Source organism: Oerskovia douganii (assembly GCF_015142735.1).
Taxonomy (GTDB): Bacteria; Actinomycetota; Actinomycetes; order Actinomycetales; family Cellulomonadaceae; genus Oerskovia; species Oerskovia douganii.
The window spans coordinates 1-19,424 of sequence record NZ_JACSPN010000042.1 but is presented as its reverse complement, the minus strand read 5'-3'; the positions used below and the strand labels follow the sequence as shown (position 1 = coordinate 19,424).

Below are 19,424 nucleotides of genomic sequence, written 5' to 3'. Positions count from 1 at the left end.
CGGACGCCACATCTCGATGCTCGCCTACAAGACCGCCCAACGCGTCATCGGCTTCAACTAGACCCGCCCAGGCGCCCGCGGTGCGCGACGCCGTCGGGCGCGGTGGCGGCGAGAGCGGTGGCGGCGAGAGCGGGGGACCTGCGTCGCCTACGGCAGCCCGAGGGCGTCGAGGGCGTCGAGCGCGACGGTGAACCCGGCCCCGCTGCGGGTCGACATGGTCGAGGGAGGTCCGGTCGGCGGCACGTGGTCCTCCTCGGTCCGGTCTCAGTACCCCGCGGCCGGGGGCCCCAGCGCGTCCACGTCCTGGGCCAGGGCCCGTGACCTGCGCTCGGCGGGCACCGGGATCAGCGCCCGGACCACGAACCAGTCGGCCTCGTCGTGGATGGTCAGCGACCCGCCGTGGCCCTCGACGACCTGCCGCATGTTCCGCAGGCCGTACCCGTGGTTGAGGGCGTCGCGCTTGGTCGTCCGGGGGATGCCGTCGTCGAACTCGAGGTCGCCCACGTGGTAGTTCTCGAACCGGACCATGACGAGCGCGCCCTGGGTGTACACCGCGACGCGCACGAGCCGGTTGTCCGGGTCCGGCAGGGGAGCGGTGCTCTCGATCGCGTTGTCGAGCGCGTTCCCGAACAGGGCGCTGAGGCCCATGGCGTCCATGAAGGACAGGGCGGCGCCGTCGACCACGCACGTGAGGGTGATGCCGAGCTCGGCGCACTGGGCGGTCTTCGCGGTGAGGATGGTGTCCAGGACGGGGTTCCCCGTCTGGACCTGCGCCCCGTACCCGCGGATGCTCTCCTCGAGCCGGTCGAGGTAGGTCGCCTTGGCCTCCGGGTCGTTCTCCGTCCGGATCGCCGTGACGAAGTGCTTGAGGTCGTGGTACTTGCGGTTGACGATGTCGATGTTGCGCTTGGACTGCAGGTACTGCTCGTGCTGGGAGCGGAGCATCCGGTTCATCGCCTCGACCTCGACCGCCCGCTGGAGCTCGAGCCGTTGCCCCTGGTGGGCGTACAGGGCGACGTACCCGGCGAGGTCGACGAGCGTGCGGATGTAGAAGATCTCGAAGGGGAACCGGCCGCTGAACGGGGTGTTGGAGCTGACGAAGCTCACGTTGCTCATGAGGAACGTGACACCGGCGATCGCGACGGCGCTCAGGAGCCCGCGTCGGTCGATCTCGAGCCGCTGGTCCGGCGGGAAGTGTCGCCTCTCGATCAGGTAGGCCCCGGTGAAGGCCGCGCCGTACACGAGGACCAGGAGCCCGATCTGCACCGTGAGCCCGGTGAACCCCTGGTCGACCGCGTAGCTGTAGAGCTGCCAGTGGAACGAGGCGACGAGCTCTGCGAGGACGAAGGCCCGGGCCGTGAAGTACCCGACCTCCCGGGTCGAGACGTCGGCGCAGAGCGCGACCACGGCGTACATCGCGGCGACCGCCATGGCCATGCCGAGGGTCCACAGGGCGATCGGCATCTTGCCCGCGAAGATCTGGACGCTCCACAGGAGGCCCAGGCCGAGCCCGAGCGCGAGGCCCAGGACGGGCGGCGTGAACCGCTTGCGCAGCAGCAGGATGTAGACGAGGCATGCGGACCACTCGGCGAACGCCGTGAATCCGCGGGGGATGTCGGGCAGGACCTCCGGCGTCACGCCGCGCGTCCACCGACGTGGTCGACGAGCGCGTCGAGGAAGGCGCGCTTGCGCGGTCGGCTGATCTGGAGCTCGTCCCCGCCGAGCATGACGCACGTGTTCTGGTCGATCGCGGTGACGTGACGCATGTTCACCAGGTAGCAGCTGTTGCTGCGGAAGAAGCCCTTGCCCGCGAGGTCGGACTCGAAGGCCTTGAGCGTCCCGGTGAACGAGTAGGTCCGGTCGAGGGCGTGCACGATCACGCGGTGCTTGATGCTCTCGATGTAGACGATGTCGAGGACGTCGACGCGGGCGAGCGCGCCGTTGACCGTCAGCATGATCGAGTCGGCGCCGCTGCGACGGACGCGGTCGATGCTCCGGCGCAGCTCCTGCGAGAACGCGAACCAGGGGACGGGCTTGACGAGGTAGCTCAGGGCGTCGACCTCGTAGCCGTGGATCGCGTACTGCGCCATGTTGGTGACGAACACGATGACGACCCGGGAGTCGAGGGTGCGGATGTGCCGCGCGGTCTCGAGGCCGTCGAGGTCGTGCATCTGGACGTCGAGGAACAGGATGTCGAAGTCGGGCCGGTACCCCGTGACGAGCTCACGCCCGTCGGTGAAGGTGCGCACGTCGAACGTGACGTCGTTCTCGGTCTGGAAGCGGTCGAGATGTGCGAGGACGAGGTCTCTGCTCGTGGACTCGTCGTCGACGACACCGATGCGGATCATGCTGCCCAACCTCTTTCACGAAGACACCCCAAGATACCAAGGGAACACGCGCAAGATCGGCACAAGTGTGCCGATCTGGGGAGGTGGAGACGGTCGCCCCGCGGTGCGGGACGAAGGTCATGTCCGTTCCGTCACCAAGGTCCGGGTCTGTGCCGGCAGCGGCCTGACCCATCCGGCGAGCGCGATGCTCACGACCGTCGCGGCGGTGATCGTGAGCAGGGCGTGACGCCCACCGATCGCGTCGGCGAGCAGGCCCAGCACGGGCGGCGCGGTGAGCTGCCCGAACGAGATGAACGACGTCACGACCGACACGCGAGCCGGTGCCCTGAGCGGGTCGTCCGACGCGGCGGCGATCGCGACCGGGTTGGCGAGCGCGGCTCCGCAGCCCCAGAGCACGATGCCGAGCCAGGCGAGGGGCAGCCCGGGGGCCAGGCCGAACAGCAGGAGCCCGACGAGCGCCGAGACCCCCGAGGCCCGCAGGACCGTGACGCGACCGAACCGGTCGATGAGCCCGGTCCCGGCGAACCGGAAGACGGTCATCGCGGCGACGAACGTGCCGTAGGCCATGGCGCCGACGGCCTCCCGCACCGCGAAGCCGTCGACCATCGAGATCGACAGCCAGTTGCCCGCCGAGCCCTCGGACAGGGACGCGGCCAGGAGCACCAGTCCGATGAGCAGGGTCCGTGGCTCGCGCCAGGCGCCCAGCGCGCTCCGCAGCCCGGAACCGCGCCGCTTCACCGGGGGCGGCGGCCCGTCCGTGACGCCGTGCGCGACGGCGGGCTCCGTGGCCGCTCCCGCGGGGGAGTCGGCAACCTCGGCGGCCACGTCGGCCGCGCCCGCCGTGGCGTCGTCCTGCGCACGGCCCGTCCCCGGGACCGACGGCGCCACGCCGGCCGGCCGGGCGGCCTCGCCGTCGGCCGCCTGCAGCTCGGGCGCGAAGACCGTCGCGGGGACGATGAGGAAGGCGCGCGCGGCCGCGACGAGGGACGTGATGACCACGAGCTGGAGCGCGATGTGGATCTCGGCCCACGAGAACGCGGCCCCGACCAGGGCGCCGGCCCCGGCGCCGATCGAGAAGGCCGCGTGGAAGTGGGGGAGGATCGCGCGACCCACGCGTTGCTCGACCATGGCCCCGTTGAGGTTGATGGGGACGTTCATCAGGGCGCCGCTGATGCCGTTCGTGAACGCCCCGACGGCGAAGATGCCGACGCTCCCGGTCGCGGTGCCCCACGCGACGAGCAGCAGAGCGACGAGGTTGACGGCCGTCGCGGCGACGAGCGTGCGTCGGCTCCCGAACCGGGCGACGACAGCGCCCGTCGACATGACGGCGAACAGCGCCCCGACGGCCCCGACGATGAGGATCAGCCCGAGCTGTGCCGAGGTGACTCCGAGCGCCTCACGGATCGAGGGAAGTCGCGTCATCCAGCTCGTGCCCACGATGCCGAACAGCGCGAAGAGCGCCATCAACGACCAGCGGGCGCGGACGACTGTGAGGTTTCCTGACATTACGCAGACTCTATGCCGCGCGCGGTCCCGTTCTCACGGTGTTTCTCTGGGCGGGACGTCGCAGTCCGGCGGCGCCGCCGGGTCCGGCGACGGTCAGAGCAGCACGGTCCCCTCGATGCACGTCACGGCGTCGCCGCCGACCCACACCGTGGCGCCGTCGCCGTCGTCCCGACGACTCACGTGCACGCGCCCCGCCCGCCCGAGCGCCGTGCCCTGGCTCGCGACGTACTCGGCGGGCAGCAGGCCCCCGGGCTGCAACCACTGCCCGACGACCGCGTTGAGGCTCCCCGTGACCGGGTCCTCGGGGATACCCATGTCGAGCGCGTAGCCGCGCACCTCGACCGCGGCCCCGTCCGGGCCGTCGTAGAGCCCGTCACCGAGCGCCGTGTACGGCCCGACGACGCCGATCGCCAGGTCGCCCAGCCCCGAGAAGTCGGGGTCGAGCGCGAGGACCTTGTCGGCGGAGCCGAGCAGCAGCACGCGCCACCCGGGCCCGTTGTCGAGGAACCGGTGGTCGACGACGTCGCGCGCCTCGAGCCCGAGCGCACGCGTGATCGCGGCCAGGGTCGAGGGGTCGAGCGGCTCGTCCGTCAGGAGGTCGGGCGCCGCGAAGGCGAGCCGGCCGCCCGGGGAGGCTCCGCCGTCGGGCAGGTCGCTCGCGGGGGAGCGGCGCAGCGCGACCAGGCCGATCCCGCACTCCTGGACCACGACCCCCGCCTCGCGCGGCGTACCGCCCCCGGCGAGCCACGCGTGGCACGAGCCGAGCGTCGGGTGCCCCGCGAACGGCAGCTCGCCCGCGGGCGTGAAGATGCGCAGGCGGTAGTCGGCCCCGGCGGCCGCGCCCTCGGGCGAGGGCGGGAGCAGGAACGTGGTCTCGGACAGGTTGGTCCAGCGGGCGAACGCGGCCATCTGCTCGTCCCCCAGCCCGACGGCGTCGCGCACCACCGCGACCGGGTTGCCCCGGTAGGGGGTCGCCGTGAAGACGTCGACCTGGGAGAACGGGCGGGGCCGAGGCTGCGAGGTCATGCCAGCGACGCTACCGCCGGGACGCCCTCAGCGGGAGGTGTACTCGGCGTCGGTCACGTGCTCGAGCCACGTCGTGGTGGTCGCCGGGTCGTCCGCGTTCTCGAGCATCGCGAGGTGCTCCATGAAGTCGTCGGGGGTCGCGCCGTGCCAGTGCTCCTCGCCGGGCGGGCAGTAGACCGTCTCGCCGGGACGCACCTCGACGACCGCCCCGCCGCGCGACTGCACGAGCGCGACGCCGGACACGACGTGCAACGTCTGGCCCCGCGCGTGCGAGTGCCAGGCCGTGCGCGCGCCCGGCGTGAACCGCACGAGCGCCACGACCATGCGCTGGGAGGGGTCCTGCGGGACCGCGACCGGGTCGAGCCACACGTCCCCCGTGAACTGCTCGGGCGGGTTCCTGGTCGTCGCGGGCTTGGTCAGCTTCTGCATCAGACGTCCTCCTCGTGGTGGGTCGTGGTCGAGCGCAGGACCGGCCCGCGCGCGTCGTCGTCGCCGTCCTCCGCGGCGCGGGTCGCGGCCCAGGACGCGAGCAGCCTGAGCCCGTCGTCGGACGGGGACCCGGGCACCGCGGTGTAGACGTTGAGCTGCAGGCCCGCGTCGGCGGGGAGCTCGAGGGCCTCGAAGTCGAGCTCGAGCCGACCCACGGCCGGGTGGTGGAAGACCTTGGTGCCCGTCCGGTGGAGCCGGACGTCGTGCGAGGCCCAGAGCCTGCGGAAGTCCTCGCTGCGCGTCGACAGCTCGCCCACGAGCGCCGTGAGCGCCGTGTCGTAGGGGTTCTTCCCGGCCTCGGCCCGCAGGATCGCGACCGCGTCGTGCGCGATCCGCTCGAACCGGTCACCCCAGAACGCCCGCGCCGCGTCCGGGGCGAGGAACTGGAACCGGGCCGTGATGACCGGCCGGTTCGCGAGGCGCTCGGGGGAGTCGTAGAGCGGCGAGTACAGTGCCCTGCCCAGGGTGTTCGTGCCGATCACGTCGAGCCGTCCGTTCCGCACGAACGCCGGAGCGGTGCCCAGCGCGTCCAGGATCCGCTGGACCACGGGACGCAGGACCGGGGCCGGCGCGTGCCGGGCGCGCGACCGCGCGACCCCCGACGCGTTCGCCGCACGGGCCAGGTCGAACAGGTGGTGGTGCTCGGCCTCGTCGAGCTGCAACGCCTGGGCCAGCGCCTCGAGGACCTCCTCGGACACGCCGCCGAGGTTCCCGCGCTCGAGCCGCGTGTAGTAGTCGACGCTCACGCCCGCGAGCATCGCGACCTCCTCGCGGCGCAGGCCGGGGACGCGGCGGTTGCCGCCGTACGCGGGCAGCCCGGCACGGTCCGGGGTGAGCCGGGCGCGGCGCGTCGTCAGGAAGCTGCTCGTCTCGGCCTTCAGGTCCATGCCTACGACGGTACGACCAGCCGGCGGGGGGCGGGAGGTACTGGCGGTACCCGGTACCCGGTACCCGGCCCGGCACCGCGGGCTGCCGGGGCCTCGTGAGCCCGGTACCGCCAGGACCTGCCACTTCCGTCGGGGACTCCCTAGCGTGGAGACGACGGACCCGACCCCCAGAGAGGCACGACCACATGCGAGCAACGTTCATGCACGGCGCCGGCGACGTCCGGGTCGAGACCGTGCCGGACCCCGTGATCCAGCAGCCCACCGACGCGATCGTCCGCACCGTCCTGGCGTGCGTGTGCGGGTCGGACCTGCACCCGTACCGCTCGATGCCCGCCGGCGGGCGGCCCGACCCCATGGGGCACGAGCTCGTGGGCGTCGTCGAGGAGGTCGGCAGCGCGGTGAGGACCCTGCGGAAGGGGGACCTCGTCATCGCGCCGTTCGCGTTCTCCGACAACACGTGCGTGTTCTGCCGCGAGGGCTTCCAGACGTCGTGCGTCCACGGCGGCTTCTACGGCTCCCCGGAGACCGGCGGCCTCCAGGCCGAGCTCGCGCGCATCCCGCTGGCCGACGGCAGCCTCGTCGTCGTCCCCGACGTGACCCCGGAGTCCGCGGGCGCCGGGGTCCTGGCGTCCCTGCTCACGCTGTCCGACGTGTACCTGACGGGCCACCACGCGGCCCACACGGGACAGGTCGAGCCGGGCAAGGTCGTCACGGTGATCGGTGACGGCGCCGTGGGCCTGTCCGCGGTCCTCACCTCGCGCCGGCTCGGGGCCGAGCGGATCGTCCTCATGGGTCGCCACGCCACCCGCACAGACCTGGGGCGCCGGTGGGGAGCCACCGACGTCGTCGCCGAGCGTGGGGCCGAGGGCGTCGCCCGCGTCATGGACCTGACGGACGGAGAAGGCTCGCACGTCGTGATCGAGGCCGTCGGGCTGCGGCCCGCGTACGAGCAGGCCTACGGGGTGGTGCGTCCGGGCGGGATCGTCTCGCGCGTCGGGGTCCCCCAGTACGAGGAGGCCCCCGTCGGGTTCGGGTCCCTGTTCGGCAAGAACGCACGCCTGGCCGGAGGTCCCGCGCCCGTGCGCGCCTACCAGGAGGCCGCGATCGCCCAGGTCCTCGCGGGGGAGATCGACCCCGGCCTGGTCTTCGACGCCGAGCTGCCGCTCGACGCCGCCGCCGAGGGCTACCGCCTCATGGACGCTCGTGAGGCCCTCAAGGTCGCGCTGCGACCGTGACCAAGCCGAGTCCGTCCGGGCCGCCGCAGCGGGGCGGCCCGGACGGGTTCGGACGGCAGGGCCTGGCCCGGCTCCACGGCGGGCGCGCGCGCCGTCAGACCTCGCGCAGGACCTCGCGCGCGAACTTCACGGACCGCTCGCGCAGGCCCGCGATGCGGCGCTCGACCAGGCCCGCCGGGTCCTGGCCGGCCTCCACGATCGTCGGCTTGCGGCGGACGTTCCTCGAGCACGCGAACGCCGTGCAGATCAGGGTGCCGATCGTGTCGCCGTTGCGACCGGCCGCACCGGCCCGGCGCACGACGTAGAGGGACACGTCGTCGGTCGCGATGACGTCCTCGCACCACGCGCACACCGCGCGGCGCCGTGACGCCGTCCCCTCGGGGGCGCGCAGCGCGAGCCCTACCAGGGTGTCGTCGACGGGCAGGACGACGTAGGCGCGCAGCGGCGCCTTGCGGTCGACCCACCCCAGGTAGTCGAGCCGGTCCCAGCGGAGGTCCGCGAGGTCGGACGGGAGGGTGAGCTGGGACGCCTCACGGCGCGAGGCGTTCACGAAGGACGCGCGGATCTGCTTCTCGGTCAGGGGGTTCATGGTTCTACGGCTCTCGTGCAGGAGGGGCCGTCTCGCCCGCTGCGCCCAGGACCGACAGGTCGGGCAGGAGCGGGGACGGCAGGGTCGGGGTCCGCCGGCGGTCGCGAGGACCGCCGGGCGAGGGGACCCGCCGAGGTACGCCGATCGTCCGGGGAACCGCGAAGGTTCGCCGGCGGGTGGCGCCGTAGGGCGTCAGGCGTGCTGGGCGGGCGTCCGGCCCGCGCCCGAGCAGGCCAGGACGGCCGCCCCGCTTCCTCGCTGCATGAAAGATGCGCTCCAAGATCGGTGGCCGGGGCTCGTCCCGCGGCTCAGCTCTCCGTCGATGGTACGCCCGGGCCCCTGCATCCCCCACGAGAATTCCGGGGAGGTGCTGCGGAGGCGGGTCGCCGCCCATGCACGTGACGACGACCCGCCCGCTGCGCGGGGTCTATCGCTTGCGGACCTTCGCGGTGGTCTCGGCTGCCTTCTCGCGCTTCTGTGCGCGCTTGTCCTTCAGGGAAAGCGACGGCTGCTTCTTGTCGTTCTTGGCCATGTGGCTCACCTCCTTCCAGCCTGCAGGTGAACCGGCCACCATAGCCAAGACCCCCAGGAAGTCCAGTCCGGTGCGAGGACGCGCCGAGAAGCCGCAGGAATCTCCGCAGAAAAGTGCGGGCGGACATTTCTGGGCGCGTTCCTCGCTGATCGTGCACCGACAGGTTCCGGGCGCTCGCTGACGTCTCGCGGCGTAGCGTGACGGCATGACGGACGGTCCGGCAGGCGGTACGAGCCCAGCCCACCTCGCACGTCACGCGCTGACCGACGTGTGGTCCACGGTCCGCCGGGCGGACCTCGCGATCGTGTACTGCGCCGTGGTGCTGCTCGTCGCGGTCGTGCTGTGGTTCCTGTCCCCGGAGATGCGGGACCAGGTGTACGAGGACACGAGCACCAACCTCGTGAACCTGCGTGACCGCCCGCTCTCGGTGCTGATCGCGAGCGCGTTCGTCATCTCGACGCCGGGTGAGGTGCTGCTGGTGCTCCAGCTCCTCGTCGTCCTGGCCTACGCGCAGCGCTTCGTCGGTCGCCTCGCCTCGCTCGCCGTGGGGTTCATGGGCCATGTCGGCGCGACCGTGTGCACGGCCGTCGTCCTGACGACAGGGATCTTCCACGGGTTCGTGAACCCGAGCGTCGCCACGGTCGACGACGTCGGCGTCAGCTATGTCATGGCGAGCGTCATGGGCTTCCTCACCGTCGCCGTGCCGCGTCGCTGGCGCTGGTGGTGGATCGCGTTCGTCGTCCTGTACTGGGTGGCGCCGGGACTCGTGACGCAGAGCTTCACGGCCGTCGGGCACACGACCGCGCTCGTCGTCGGGCTCACGGTGGCGTTCGTCGCGGGGCGGACCCGGCAGGCGCCCGGCTGGACGGGGGACATCCCCGGCCGATGATGCGCCGCGCCCCGGCCCGCCCGCAGCCGAGAGGCCCGCCCCCTGACGGGGACGGGCCTCTCGTGGTGGTCACCGCGCGCCGGGCGGGGCGCAGCCGACCCGCGGTGACGGCTGGGGTGAGCCGTGGCTCAGGCGCGGTGACCGTTGCGGCCGCGCAGCGCGCCGTAGATGCCGAGCACGATGATCGAGCCACCGATGGCGAGCAGCCACGTCTCGATCGAGAAGAACTCCTCGAGGGGCTGCGAGAACAGGACGCTCCCGAGCCAGCCGCCGAGGAGGGCGCCCAGGATCCCGAGGAGGATCGTCATCAGGATCGACCCGGTCTGCTTGCCGGGGAGGATGGCGCGAGCGATGAGGCCGGCGATCAGTCCCAGAACGATGAATGCGATGAAACCCATGTCATTCTCCTTTAGTCCCGTATGTGCCTTGTGGCCGGTGAGTCATCACCTTGGCACCGCGCCTGGGGGCTCGCACGCCGAAAGGCACCGAACGTCGGACACGTCACTTTTCGCGTGGTTCCGGTTGCGAGAGGCCGCAGCGGGTGGCATCGCGGGTGCCCGCCGGGCGTGCCCGGGGCCCCGGTCGTACCGTGGAGGGATGGCTGAGGACCGAGGCATCCGGCAGTACATCGGCGACCTGGTGGCGGAGGAGCGCAGGCTGCGCGAACAGCTCGCCGACGGGAAGATCGCGGAGTCGGAGGAGCACACCCGGCTCCGCGCGATCGAGACCGAGCTCGACCAGTGCTGGGACCTCCTGCGTCAGCGCGACGCCGCACGGGAGTTCGGGAGCGACCCGGATGCCGCGACGATCCGGGATGCCGGTACGGTGGAGCACTACCTGGACTGACGGCCTGACGCCTCGCGTGCGCGCCGTCGTCGGGCAGACCTCTCCCGCGGCACGCGGGACCACCGCGTGACCCACCGAACGACACGACCAGTACGGAGCGAAGAAGCATGAGCAGCCAGACGACGCAGCGCAACGAGGCCACCGAGCGAGCCGGGGCCGTCGCCCGCTTCCTCGTGGCGTTCATCCTGTTCGTGGGCGGGATGGTCGCCTTCGGGTGGGCCTTCACGGTCGAGTCGAACCACGCGCTGATCTTCTCGGCGGGCCTCGGGATGGTCACGCTCGGCTGCTTCGTGCCGATGGCCGGCCGGGACCGCTGACGCCCGCAGGCCTCGTCGCCGTCGCACGCAGAGAGGGGCCCCCCCCCCCGCCGGGGGGGGGCCCCCGGGCCCGGCAGAGAGGGGCCCAGCACCGCGCGGTGCTGGGCCCCTCGTCCGTCCGGCGTCCCGAGCGTCAGGCGAGCTGGGCGCGCACAGCGTTCGTCGCGGCGACGAGGTTCTCGAGCGAGGCCACGGTCTCCTCGTAGCGGCGCGTCTTGAGGCCGCAGTCGGGGTTGACCCACACGAGGCGCGGGTCGATCGACTTCACGGCGAGCTCGAGCAGGTCGGTGACCTCCTCGGTCGACGGGACGCGCGGGGAGTGGATGTCGTACACGCCCGGGCCGATGCCGCGCGCGTAGCCGGCCTCGGACAGCTCGGGCACGATCTCCATGCGCGAGCGCGCGGCCTCGACCGACGTCACGTCGGCGTCGAGGCCGTCGATCGCGCCGATGACCTCCCCGAACTCCGAGTAGCACAGGTGCGTGTGGATCTGCGTCTGCGCCTCGACGCCCGCGGTCGCGAGACGGAACGAGCCGACCGACCAGTCGAGGTACGCGGCCTGGTCGGCCCTGCGCAGCGGAAGGAGCTCGCGCAGCGCGGGCTCGTCGACCTGGATGATGCCGATCCCGGCCGCCTCCAGGTCCGCGATCTCGTCGCGCAGCGCCAGGCCCACCTGGTTGGCGGTGTCGCCGAGCGGCTGGTCGTCGCGCACGAAGGACCACGCGAGGATCGTGACCGGGCCGGTCAGCATGCCCTTGACGGGCTTCTCGGTGAGCGAGGCCGTGAACGTCGACCAGTCGACCGTGATGGGGGCCGGACGCGTGACGTCGCCCCACAGGATCGGCGGGCGCACGCAGCGCGAGCCGTACGACTGGACCCAGCCGTTCGCCGTGACCGCGAACCCGTCGAGGTTCTCCGCGAAGTACTGGACCATGTCGTTGCGCTCGGGCTCGCCGTGCACCAGGACGTCCAGGCCGATCCGCTCCTGGAGCTCGACGACTCGGCGGATCTCGTCCTGCATCGCGGCCGTGTAGTCCGCGTCGGACAGCTCGCCCTTGACGTTGAGCGCGCGCGCCCGGCGGATCTCCGGGGTCTGCGGGAACGACCCGATGGTCGTGGTCGGCAGCAGCGGGAGGTTCAGCTTGGCCTGCTGGGCGGCCGCGCGCTCGGCGTAGTCGCCGCGCGAGAAGTCGCCCTCGGTCAGGGCCGCAGCGCGCTCGCGCACCGCGGGCACGACGACGCCGCTCGCCTCGGTGCGGCTCGCGACGGCCGCGCGGGCCGCCTCGATCTCGGCGCCGACGGCGTCGCGGCCCTCGGTCAGGGCGCGGGCGAGGACCGCGACCTCCGCGACCTTCTGGTCGGCGAACGCGAGCCAGTCACGCAGACGCACGTCGATCGAGCCGTTCGTCCAGTCCTCGTCCTCGACGTCGTGCGGGACGTGCAGGAGCGAGGTCGAGGTACCGACCGTGACGGCGCCGGCGCCCAGGGCGTGCACCGCGTCGAGGACGTCGAGCTTCGCGGCGAGGTCCGCACGCCAGACGTTGTGGCCGTCGATCACGCCCGCGACGACCGTCTTGTCCGCCAGGCCCGCGACGGGGCCCGCCGGGACGGCGCCCTTGACGAGGTCGAGCGAGATCGCCTCCACGTCGGTCGCGGCCAGGAGCGCGAGGCCGTCGAGGCCGTCCTCCCCGGGGCCGACGAGCCCGCCGAACGGCGCCCCCACGAGGATCGCGGGGCGCTCGGTGCCCACCGCGAGCTCGGAAGCGAGCACCCGGTACGCCTCGGTGACCGCGGCGTGGACCTCGGCAGCCGGCACGTCGACCGAGTCGGACACGAGCGCGGGCTCGTCGAGCTGCACCCACGGTGCGCCCGCTGCGGCCAGGGCGCGCAGCAGCTCGACGTACACGGGCAGGACGTCCGCGAGGCGGGAGAGCGGCGAGTAGCCCGCGGGCGCGTCGTCCGAGGCCTTCGACAGCGCGAGGAACGTCACGGGCCCGACGACGACGGGCCGCGTCACGACACCCGCGTCCCTGGCCTCGACGAACTGGCGCACGACGCGGTCGTCGGCGAGACGGACGGGGGTCTCGGGGCCGATCTCGGGGACCAGGTAGTGGTAGTTCGTGTCGAACCACTTGGTCATCTCGAGCGGGGCGTCCTCACCGGCGCCGCGCGCGACCGTGAAGTAGCCCGCGAGGTCCAGCGCGCCCTTCTCGTCGGTGAGCGACGCGAAACGCGACGGGACGGCACCGAGGAGAGCGACGACGTCGAGCACCTGGTCGTAGTAGGAGAACGAGCCGGGCACGGCGCCCGACGTGGCGTCGAGGCCCAGGTCGACGAGGCGCTTCGCGGCGGCGACGCGCAGCGACGAGGCCGTGGCCTCGAGCTCGTCGGCCGTGATCCGGCCGGCCCAGAAGGACTCGACGGCCTTCTTGAGCTCGCGGCGCGGGCCGATGCGGGGGTAGCCGAGGACGGAACCGGACGGGAAGGTGGGTGCACTCATGGGTGAATACCTCTGAACTGGTCAGACCGAGGAGCTGCCCAGGGCAGGCTCGGCGGAGGGAAGGGGAGTGCCGGAGACCCACGGCCCGCTGGCCAGGTCGGGGGTGCGGGACGAGACGCCGCCGGCGTCTCCCGCTACCCCACCGCCGAGGTCGACTCCCTCGAGCAGGTCTAGAGCGGCTTGGTGCTTGTTGAAGGTGTAGATGTGGAGGCCGGGCGCGCCGGCCGCGAGGACCTGGCGCGCGAGCGCGACCGAGTGCCGGATGCCCAGGGCGTGGCGCGCGGCCGGGTCGGACTCGGCCTCGAGGGCCTCGACGATCCGGCGCGGTGCGGGGACGCCCGTGAGCTCCTCGACGCGCGCGAGGCGGGCCGGGTCCGTCATGGGCAGGAGGCCCGCGAGGATGGGGATGGTCACCCCGGCGGCGCGCGCCTCGGCGACGAAGTCGATGTACGACGAGGCCTCGTAGAAGAGCTGCGTGATCGCGAAGTCCGCGCCCGCCTGCTGCTTCTGCCACAGGCGGCGCACCTCCTGCGTCCGGCTCGTGCCCGCAGCGAGGTTGCCGTCGGGGAACGTCGCGACCGCGATGGTCAGGGGGCGCGCCGCGCCGCGCAGGGCGATGCTCGGGCTCGCGGCGCAGCGGGCGGCCTCGACCTCGCGCAGCAGGGCCACGAGCTCGGTGCTCGACCGCACGCCGTCCTCGCCGGGGCGCCAGTCGGGCTGGTCGCGCGGAGGGTCCCCCCGCAGTGCGAGGAAGCTGCGCACGCCCGCTTCGAGGAAGTCGGTGATGACGTCCTCGACGTCCTCGCGCGACGCGCCCACGCAGGTCAGGTGCGCGATGGGCAGCACGGGCGTGCCGTGCAGGAGCTGGCTGATGACGCGGCGCGAGGTCTCGCGGTCCGTGCCGGCCGCGCCGTACGTGACGGACACGAAGTCGGGCGACGTCGCGACGAGCCGGCGCGCGGTCTCCCAGAACTTGGGCGCGGCGTCGGGACGGCGCGGGGGCATGAGCTCGAACGACACCGTGGGTCGCGGCGCCTCGTGCCCGAAGTGCCCCAGGTCGACGATGCTCATCGTGCGGCCGCCGGGGGCGCTCGGACGGTGGCTGCAGCGGTGGCCGCACGGCTCGTGCAGGGTGCGGTGCGCAGGACCCCGGTGTGCGGGGTGGCGCAGGAAGATGCCTCGGTCATGAATCGCTCCATCGAACCTGGCTGTAGCACCCGTACCCGCGGGAGGCTTCCGTTGGGGGGTTGCTGCGGTGTCAACGAGCCAGGACTCTCGACCGCTCTGGATGGTGTTGACGATCGTAGGGGGAATCCATGATCTGAGCCAGATTCTGCTCGGATCGTGAGACAGAAGGGTCTGGGAGCGGGAAATCGACCCGTTTGACGGTCTCGTCCCCGTCCGCAAGGCGCTTCGTCGGTCCTGCGGGTGCTCTCCCAACGTACGCCTGTCGGGCGCCCCCGGACGGGCGGACGTCGTCGGTCGGCGTGGCCGCGTCGTGCCGACGCTCCGGCCGCAGGGGACCTTGACGCGCTGTCCGCCGCGGCGGATGGGCATTCGGCCTGCGCGGGCCATACCCTGGCGGATATGGACACCGAAGAACGTCTGGCCGTCTTCCTCGACTACGACAACCTCGCGCTGGGCGCGCGCGACCACCTGGGCGGGATGACCTTCGACTTCAAGCCGATCGCCGACGCGCTCGCCGCGCGCGGCCGGGTGGTCGTCCGCCGCGCCTACGCCGACTGGTCGTACTTCGACGAGGACCGCCGCTCCCTGACCCGCCACCAGGTCGAGCTCATCGAGATGCCCCAGCGCATGGGGGCCTCGCGCAAGAACGCCGCCGACATCAAGATGGTCGTCGACGCGATCGAGATGGCCTTCGAGCGTGAGTACATCTCCACCTTCGTCATGTGTACGGGGGACAGCGACTTCTCACCCCTCGTGCACAAGCTGCGCGAGCTCAACAAGCGCGTGATCGGGATCGGCGTCGAGAACTCGACCTCGAAGCTGCTTCCCCCCGCGTGCGACGAGTTCCTCTTCTACGACCGCCTCGAGGGCGTCGAGATCCCTGACGAGCCCGTCGAGCGCAAGCGCTCCTCGAACAGCTCGAACCGCAGCACGACCCGCAAGTCGTCCGGCCGCTCGTCGGGCTCGTCGGGCAAGGCTGCGACCGCGCCCGCCCCCGAGGCCGCGACGCCGCCCGCGTCGCCCGCGTCGCCTGCAGAGGCGGCCCAGGCGGAGACCGAGCCGACCCCGGTCCCGCTGGACGTCGAGGCCGAGCTCGGGTCCGCCGTCGGGCACGGGGCCTCCTCGACCAACGAGGACGAGGACCTCGCGGTCCTCGTCGCGCAGACCCTCGCGGACCTGTCGAGCTCGTCGAGCGGGGCCGTCGTCGCCTCGACGCTCAAGCGCACGCTGCTGCGCAAGGACCCCACGTTCAGCGAGGCCGACTACGGCTTCCGCAACTTCGGCGAGTTCCTGCGCTACCTCGAGGAGCGCGGCGTCGTGCAGCTCAGCGCGGGCCCCGCGACGGGCGACCCCGAGGTCTCCCTCCCGGAGCGCGGGCACGCGGGCGACGACTTCGCGCTGCTGCGCACGGTCGTGGGCGACCAGGGCGGCTCGGTGCCGCTGTCCGGGCTCAAGAACCAGCTCCGCAAGAAGCGCCCCGACTTCAGCGAGAAGGCGCTCGGCTACCGCAGCTTCCTCCAGTTCTGCAAGGCCGCGCAGACCGCGGGCGCGATCGACCTGCGCTGGGACGACGACGCCGACGACTACCTCGTGTCGGTCGCCGCACGCTGAGCGCACCCGCCACAGGGCACGCCCGGGCCGCTAGGCTCCGGGCGTGCCCTTTCGACGACGAGAGCAACCCCGCCAGCTCGCCTTCGAGGCGGTCGACGAGCTGGACGACGTCGACGATCCGTTCGCGCCGCGACCCCCGCGTCCAGGCGCGCCCTCGGGCCCGTCCGACACCCCGCCCGATAACCTCCCTCCCGCCGCGACCGACGGTGCCGCCGCGACCGATGGTGCCGGCACGAGCGGCGGTGAGGACGGCATCGTCCCGGTCCCGACCGACCCGCGGGCGCGGCGCCGTCGGCGCCTGGTCGTCACCGGCGTGGCCGGGGCGCTCGTCCTCGTCCTCGGTGGGCTCACCGCGCTGGACATGGCCCGCGCCCGCCAGGCGGACGCGGAGCTGCGCACCGCGCACGGCGGGGTCGTCGGACTGACGCAGCCGCCCCGCGAGGTCTGGGGCGTGGACGGCGGGGAGGCCTGGCCGGTGTTCGCCGGGAACCGTGTCCTCGTGTCGCAGGACGACGCCCTCGTGGCCCACGACCAGGCCACGGGCGAGGAGGTCTGGCGGCTCGAGTCGCTGGCAGGTTTCCATTGCCAGGCGGACGACGCCTCCGCGGCCACGATCGCCGCCCGCACGAAGGTCACCTGTCTGGGCGGAGGGGGGGCCGCAGAGCTCTTTCCCGGCGATTCCTCGACGATGGTCGCCGTGGTCGGGCTCGACGGCGAGGTGCTGGCCCGCCGCGACCTGGACCCCGCGCGCGGCCTCTCCGGGGTGCTGGACGACGGCGACCTGGTCCGGGGGGCCCGGGACGGTCGCGACGTCGTCATCACGGTCGAGGACGCCGGGACGGGAGAGGTCCGGTGGACCCGGACCATCCCGCACGACGGGGCGACCGACCAGGCCGAGGCCTGCGAGATCCAGCAGGAGGACGGGACGACCACCCGGTACCCGGGCCTTCTCCACTTCTACGACGCGGGCGGCATCATCTCGATCGGCGGGTGCGAGGTCAGTGCCACGCTCACGCTCGAGGGCGAGACCCTGCCCTGGGACGACGAGGAGGGCTTCGTCCAGCCGCTCCGGGACGGGCGGCTGGCACTCACGCCCTGGAACGGTGGTGCCACCGAGCTTCTCGAGGCGGACGGGACGCCGGTGTGGTCCGCCGAGGGCTCCTTCCTCGAGCCGGACGCGACGGACGGCACTGCCCCGCCGCTCCTGTACTCCCAGAACGGCTCGGGATTCGTGGCCCTCGACGAGGAGGGGCGCGAGCTGTGGACCTTCTCCCGGTACACCAACCAGATCCTCCTCACGACCCAGGACCTGACCGTCGTCGCGACGTATCCCGGGGCCGTGGCCGTCGACAGCATGACGGGCGAGGAGGTCTGGACGTGGAAGGCCCCGGACAGCGACGGCTCGGTGGCCAGCGGCAGCCCCGTGGCGTTCGCCGGACGCGGGGCGCTGACGGTCGTCCTGGGCAGCGAGCGGGCCGCGGACGCCCGGTGGTTCTCGATCGACCTGGCCGACGGCAGCACGCGGTGGTCCACGAAGATCCCGGTCGATACGTGGACGCTCAGGTCCGTCGACGGCAGGATCTTCAGCGCGATGCCGGGCAAGCTCAGGGGGTTCGGCTGAGGGGTCCGGCGCGGCTGCAGGGGCGTCCGCTCAGCCGTCGGCTCCGGCGAGGTGCGCCGCCCGGGACGACAGCGACCGCAGGTTCTCCTCGACGTCCTGACGGGAGACGGCGGGGAGCCCGAGGACGGACCCGCGGGAGGCGCGGGCGAGCACCGAGGCGGCGAGGAGCACCGCGCGGGCAAGGTCGTCACCCTCCAGGGGACCGCCCGACTCGACGAGGCGGGTGGCCTCCGAGCGCTCGGCGCGACGGGTCGCGGAGCGCTCGCGCGGCGACTCCTGGAGGGTGAAGCCTGCCGAGGCCAGGTCCTCCTCGGGCACGACCTTCCGGACGAGGTTCCCGGAGTGGTAGCGGATCGCCGCCTGGATCGTCGGTGCGTCCTCGCGCGAGATCCCGGCGTCGCTGAAGACCTCGCGTGTGAACTCCCGGTAGGCGTACGTGCGGCCGGACCAGTCCGGGCGGCCGTCCTTGGTGATGAAGTGCGCGCGCGCCTCGATCATGCGGGCGGCCACCTCACGGCGCAGGAAGGTGCCGTCGCTCGCGTCGTCCGGTGCCGTCACCAGGCGCACCAGGGAGGCCACGGCGTCGGCCCGGACCTGTGAGAGGGGTCGTCTGTCCATGATGGATGGATATCAGACCCTGCCCTTCCCGCACCCGACGTCTCGCGCGAGAGCATCGCGGGTCTCATGGTTCGTCCGCCCGCGTCACCTGGACTGCGCAACGAACCATGTGCCGTGAACATCCGTGCACGACGGCGTGTTCTCCCCGGCACCCCGGGCCCCGTCCGCCCGGCGACCGCCCGGGGTGGGAGCGCGCCGTCGGGCCCCGCTGCACGTCGGTGCACAATGTACGGATGACGTACCGGGTGCTGAAGCTGATCCTGTCGCTCCTGGCCTTCACTCTGCTGAGGCCACGCGTGACCGGGCTCAACAACATCCCCCGCCGGGGACCCGTGATCCTCGCGAGCAACCACCTGTCGTTCGTCGACTCGCTCCTCATCCCCATCGTCGCGCCCCGGCACGTCACGTTCCTCGCCAAGGCCGAGTACTTCACCGGCACCGGGCTCAAGGGCCGCGTGTCCCGCTGGTTCTTCACGACCCTCGGCCACATCCCCGTGCAGCGCGACGACCCGCGTGCCGGGCAGCGCTCGCTCGAGGACGCTCTCGAGGTGCTCAACCGCGGAGGTGCGTTCGGGATCTACCCCGAGGGGACGCGCTCGCGCGACGGCAGGCTCCACAAGGGGCACACCGGCGTCGCGTGGCTCGCGCTCGCGGGGCACGCCCCGATCGTGCCCGTCGCGATCAAGGGCACGGACAAGGTCCAGCCCGTCGGGTCGCGCCTCCCGCGGATCCACCGCGTGACGGTCGAGTTCGGCGCGCCCATCGATCCGGCGCGTCAGATCACGTCCGGCAAGCCCGCCCAGGCGCGGCGCGAGCTCACCGACCAGGTCATGGACTCGATCCACGCGATGAGCGGGCAGCAGCGCGCGAGCTGAGCGTCGCGTCCCGCCGGCTGCCGAACCCGAGGTTGGTCAGGCAGCACGACGGGCAAGCCTGACCAACCTCGGGTTCGGCAGCCGCGGACACGCCCGTTCCTGAGAAGGACGTGCAGGACCTGCGCGGTCATGATGTGCTCGGGGGAGGGCCACGTGCCCAGGGATCGCGCCCGGCGGGTCCGCCCGCCACCGCCGCGCCCCGAGGGCGTCCGACTTGACCTCAACCACGGTTGAGGTCCTAGCGTGGCCGACACCGATCGAGAGGACTCACCATGGCTGTCTACACCCTTCCCGAGCTGTCGTACGACTACGGCGCACTCGAGCCCCACATCTCCGGCCGCATCATG

18 protein-coding genes, 1 pseudogene and 1 riboswitch are annotated in these 19,424 nt (G+C 72.5%); of the genes and pseudogenes, 8 read left to right on the top strand and 11 right to left on the bottom strand.

The window, feature by feature from the left end:
* Window positions 1-264: 264 nt before the first annotated feature.
* The 6 genes from H9623_RS20125 to H9623_RS18710 form a co-directional block, all read right to left on the bottom strand.
* Complete coding sequence (locus H9623_RS20125) at window positions 265-1,638, bottom strand: GHKL domain-containing protein (RefSeq protein ID WP_193721521.1); 1,374 nt, start codon at window positions 1,636-1,638, stop codon at window positions 265-267.
* On the bottom strand, window positions 1,635-2,348 hold the full coding sequence (locus tag H9623_RS18730) for a LytR/AlgR family response regulator transcription factor (RefSeq protein ID WP_193721520.1): 714 nt from the start codon (window positions 2,346-2,348) through the stop codon (window positions 1,635-1,637). Before H9623_RS18730 ends, H9623_RS20125 begins: the two co-directional genes overlap by 4 nt.
* A 117-nt stretch (window positions 2,349-2,465) precedes the next feature.
* Window positions 2,466-3,854 carry an MFS transporter gene (locus tag H9623_RS18725; protein WP_193721519.1) on the bottom strand — a complete coding sequence of 463 codons (1,389 nt, stop codon included), beginning with the start codon at window positions 3,852-3,854 and terminating at the stop codon, window positions 2,466-2,468.
* Window positions 3,855-3,947: 93 nt separating this feature from the next.
* Window positions 3,948-4,880 (bottom strand): PhzF family phenazine biosynthesis protein, encoded by a 933-nt coding sequence (locus tag H9623_RS18720; protein WP_193721518.1) that lies wholly within the window; start codon window positions 4,878-4,880, stop codon window positions 3,948-3,950.
* A gap of 27 nt (window positions 4,881-4,907) precedes the next feature.
* Window positions 4,908-5,309: a (R)-mandelonitrile lyase gene (locus tag H9623_RS18715; protein WP_193721517.1), complete on the bottom strand. Its 402-nt coding sequence runs from the start codon at window positions 5,307-5,309 to the stop codon at window positions 4,908-4,910.
* Window positions 5,309-6,256, bottom strand: coding sequence for a helix-turn-helix transcriptional regulator (locus H9623_RS18710; protein WP_193721516.1), 948 nt, complete (start codon window positions 6,254-6,256; stop codon window positions 5,309-5,311). Before H9623_RS18710 ends, H9623_RS18715 begins: the two co-directional genes overlap by 1 nt.
* Window positions 6,257-6,441: 185 nt before the next feature.
* Here H9623_RS18710 and H9623_RS18705 point away from each other — a divergent pair, with 185 nt between their 5' ends.
* Window positions 6,442-7,491: an alcohol dehydrogenase catalytic domain-containing protein gene (locus H9623_RS18705; RefSeq protein WP_193721515.1), complete on the top strand. Its 1,050-nt coding sequence runs from the start codon at window positions 6,442-6,444 to the stop codon at window positions 7,489-7,491.
* A 94-nt stretch (window positions 7,492-7,585) separates the two neighbouring features.
* Here H9623_RS18705 and H9623_RS18700 read toward each other — a convergent pair whose 3' ends face one another.
* Window positions 7,586-8,080 carry an FBP domain-containing protein gene (locus H9623_RS18700; protein WP_193721514.1) on the bottom strand — a complete coding sequence of 165 codons (495 nt, stop codon included), beginning with the start codon at window positions 8,078-8,080 and terminating at the stop codon, window positions 7,586-7,588.
* 737 nt (window positions 8,081-8,817) lie between these two features.
* On the opposite strand from H9623_RS18700, the gene H9623_RS18695 reads away from it, so the two are divergent.
* Window positions 8,818-9,501, top strand: a complete 684-nt coding sequence (locus H9623_RS18695; RefSeq protein ID WP_193721513.1) for a rhomboid-like protein — start codon at window positions 8,818-8,820, stop codon at window positions 9,499-9,501.
* A gap of 128 nt (window positions 9,502-9,629) precedes the next feature.
* Here H9623_RS18695 and H9623_RS18690 read toward each other — a convergent pair whose 3' ends face one another.
* Window positions 9,630-9,899 carry a GlsB/YeaQ/YmgE family stress response membrane protein gene (locus H9623_RS18690; RefSeq protein WP_193721512.1) on the bottom strand — a complete coding sequence of 90 codons (270 nt, stop codon included), beginning with the start codon at window positions 9,897-9,899 and terminating at the stop codon, window positions 9,630-9,632.
* Between the two features lie 199 nt (window positions 9,900-10,098).
* Between H9623_RS18690 and H9623_RS18685 the strand changes: the two genes are divergently transcribed.
* Both H9623_RS18685 and H9623_RS18680 read left to right on the top strand, forming a co-directional pair.
* On the top strand, window positions 10,099-10,347 hold the full coding sequence (locus tag H9623_RS18685) for a DUF2630 family protein (RefSeq protein WP_193721511.1): 249 nt from the start codon (window positions 10,099-10,101) through the stop codon (window positions 10,345-10,347).
* Window positions 10,348-10,454: 107 nt separating this feature from the next.
* Window positions 10,455-10,664: a hypothetical protein gene (locus H9623_RS18680; protein WP_193721510.1), complete on the top strand. Its 210-nt coding sequence runs from the start codon at window positions 10,455-10,457 to the stop codon at window positions 10,662-10,664.
* Window positions 10,665-10,797: 133 nt separating this feature from the next.
* On the opposite strand, the gene metE is transcribed toward H9623_RS18680, so the two are convergent.
* On the bottom strand, window positions 10,798-13,164 hold the full coding sequence (gene metE, locus H9623_RS18675) for a 5-methyltetrahydropteroyltriglutamate--homocysteine S-methyltransferase (RefSeq protein ID WP_193721509.1): 2,367 nt from the start codon (window positions 13,162-13,164) through the stop codon (window positions 10,798-10,800).
* Between the two features lie 21 nt (window positions 13,165-13,185).
* Window positions 13,186-14,235, bottom strand: coding sequence for a methylenetetrahydrofolate reductase (locus H9623_RS18670; protein ID WP_193721508.1), 1,050 nt, complete (start codon window positions 14,233-14,235; stop codon window positions 13,186-13,188).
* Window positions 14,236-14,356: 121 nt separating this feature from the next.
* Window positions 14,357-14,459: riboswitch (SAM riboswitch) on the bottom strand.
* 292 nt (window positions 14,460-14,751) lie between these two features.
* Here H9623_RS18670 and H9623_RS18665 point away from each other — a divergent pair.
* Window positions 14,752-15,963 carry a PIN domain-containing protein gene (locus H9623_RS18665; protein ID WP_193721507.1) on the top strand — a complete coding sequence of 404 codons (1,212 nt, stop codon included), beginning with the start codon at window positions 14,752-14,754 and terminating at the stop codon, window positions 15,961-15,963.
* A 43-nt stretch (window positions 15,964-16,006) separates the two neighbouring features.
* Window positions 16,007-17,584 (top strand): outer membrane protein assembly factor BamB family protein, encoded by a 1,578-nt coding sequence (locus H9623_RS18660; protein WP_193721506.1) that lies wholly within the window; start codon window positions 16,007-16,009, stop codon window positions 17,582-17,584.
* Window positions 17,585-17,614: 30 nt separating this feature from the next.
* Here H9623_RS18660 and H9623_RS18655 read toward each other — a convergent pair whose 3' ends face one another.
* On the bottom strand, window positions 17,615-18,202 hold the full coding sequence (locus tag H9623_RS18655; RefSeq protein WP_193721505.1) for a hypothetical protein: 588 nt from the start codon (window positions 18,200-18,202) through the stop codon (window positions 17,615-17,617).
* Window positions 18,203-18,435: 233 nt separating this feature from the next.
* Between H9623_RS18655 and H9623_RS18650 the strand changes: the two genes are divergently transcribed.
* Window positions 18,436-19,077 (top strand): lysophospholipid acyltransferase family protein, encoded by a 642-nt coding sequence (locus H9623_RS18650; RefSeq protein WP_193721504.1) that lies wholly within the window; start codon window positions 18,436-18,438, stop codon window positions 19,075-19,077.
* A gap of 272 nt (window positions 19,078-19,349) precedes the next feature.
* A pseudogene (locus tag H9623_RS18645) lies at window positions 19,350-19,424 on the top strand (superoxide dismutase); the annotation flags it as partial.

Bases quoted from the DNA above. Each gene is read 5' to 3' on its own strand.
- H9623_RS18670 (WP_193721508.1), bottom strand. From the start codon at position 14,235: ATGAGCATCGTCGACCTGGGGCACTTCGGGCACGAGGCGCCGCGACCC.
- H9623_RS18690 (WP_193721512.1), bottom strand. From the start codon at position 9,899: ATGGGTTTCATCGCATTCATCGTTCTGGGACTGATCGCCGGCCTCATC.
- H9623_RS18705 (WP_193721515.1), top strand. From the start codon at position 6,442: ATGCGAGCAACGTTCATGCACGGCGCCGGCGACGTCCGGGTCGAGACC.
- H9623_RS18720 (WP_193721518.1), bottom strand. From the start codon at position 4,880: ATGACCTCGCAGCCTCGGCCCCGCCCGTTCTCCCAGGTCGACGTCTTC.
- H9623_RS18650 (WP_193721504.1), top strand. From the start codon at position 18,436: ATGACGTACCGGGTGCTGAAGCTGATCCTGTCGCTCCTGGCCTTCACT.
- H9623_RS18680 (WP_193721510.1), top strand. From the start codon at position 10,455: ATGAGCAGCCAGACGACGCAGCGCAACGAGGCCACCGAGCGAGCCGGG.
- H9623_RS18685 (WP_193721511.1), top strand. From the start codon at position 10,099: ATGGCTGAGGACCGAGGCATCCGGCAGTACATCGGCGACCTGGTGGCG.
- H9623_RS18725 (WP_193721519.1), bottom strand. From the start codon at position 3,854: ATGTCAGGAAACCTCACAGTCGTCCGCGCCCGCTGGTCGTTGATGGCG.
- H9623_RS18655 (WP_193721505.1), bottom strand. From the start codon at position 18,202: ATGGACAGACGACCCCTCTCACAGGTCCGGGCCGACGCCGTGGCCTCC.
- metE (WP_193721509.1), bottom strand. From the start codon at position 13,164: ATGAGTGCACCCACCTTCCCGTCCGGTTCCGTCCTCGGCTACCCCCGC.
- H9623_RS18700 (WP_193721514.1), bottom strand. From the start codon at position 8,080: ATGAACCCCCTGACCGAGAAGCAGATCCGCGCGTCCTTCGTGAACGCC.
- H9623_RS18715 (WP_193721517.1), bottom strand. From the start codon at position 5,309: ATGCAGAAGCTGACCAAGCCCGCGACGACCAGGAACCCGCCCGAGCAG.
- H9623_RS18710 (WP_193721516.1), bottom strand. From the start codon at position 6,256: ATGGACCTGAAGGCCGAGACGAGCAGCTTCCTGACGACGCGCCGCGCC.
- H9623_RS18665 (WP_193721507.1), top strand. From the start codon at position 14,752: ATGGACACCGAAGAACGTCTGGCCGTCTTCCTCGACTACGACAACCTC.
- H9623_RS18730 (WP_193721520.1), bottom strand. From the start codon at position 2,348: ATGATCCGCATCGGTGTCGTCGACGACGAGTCCACGAGCAGAGACCTC.
- H9623_RS18695 (WP_193721513.1), top strand. From the start codon at position 8,818: ATGACGGACGGTCCGGCAGGCGGTACGAGCCCAGCCCACCTCGCACGT.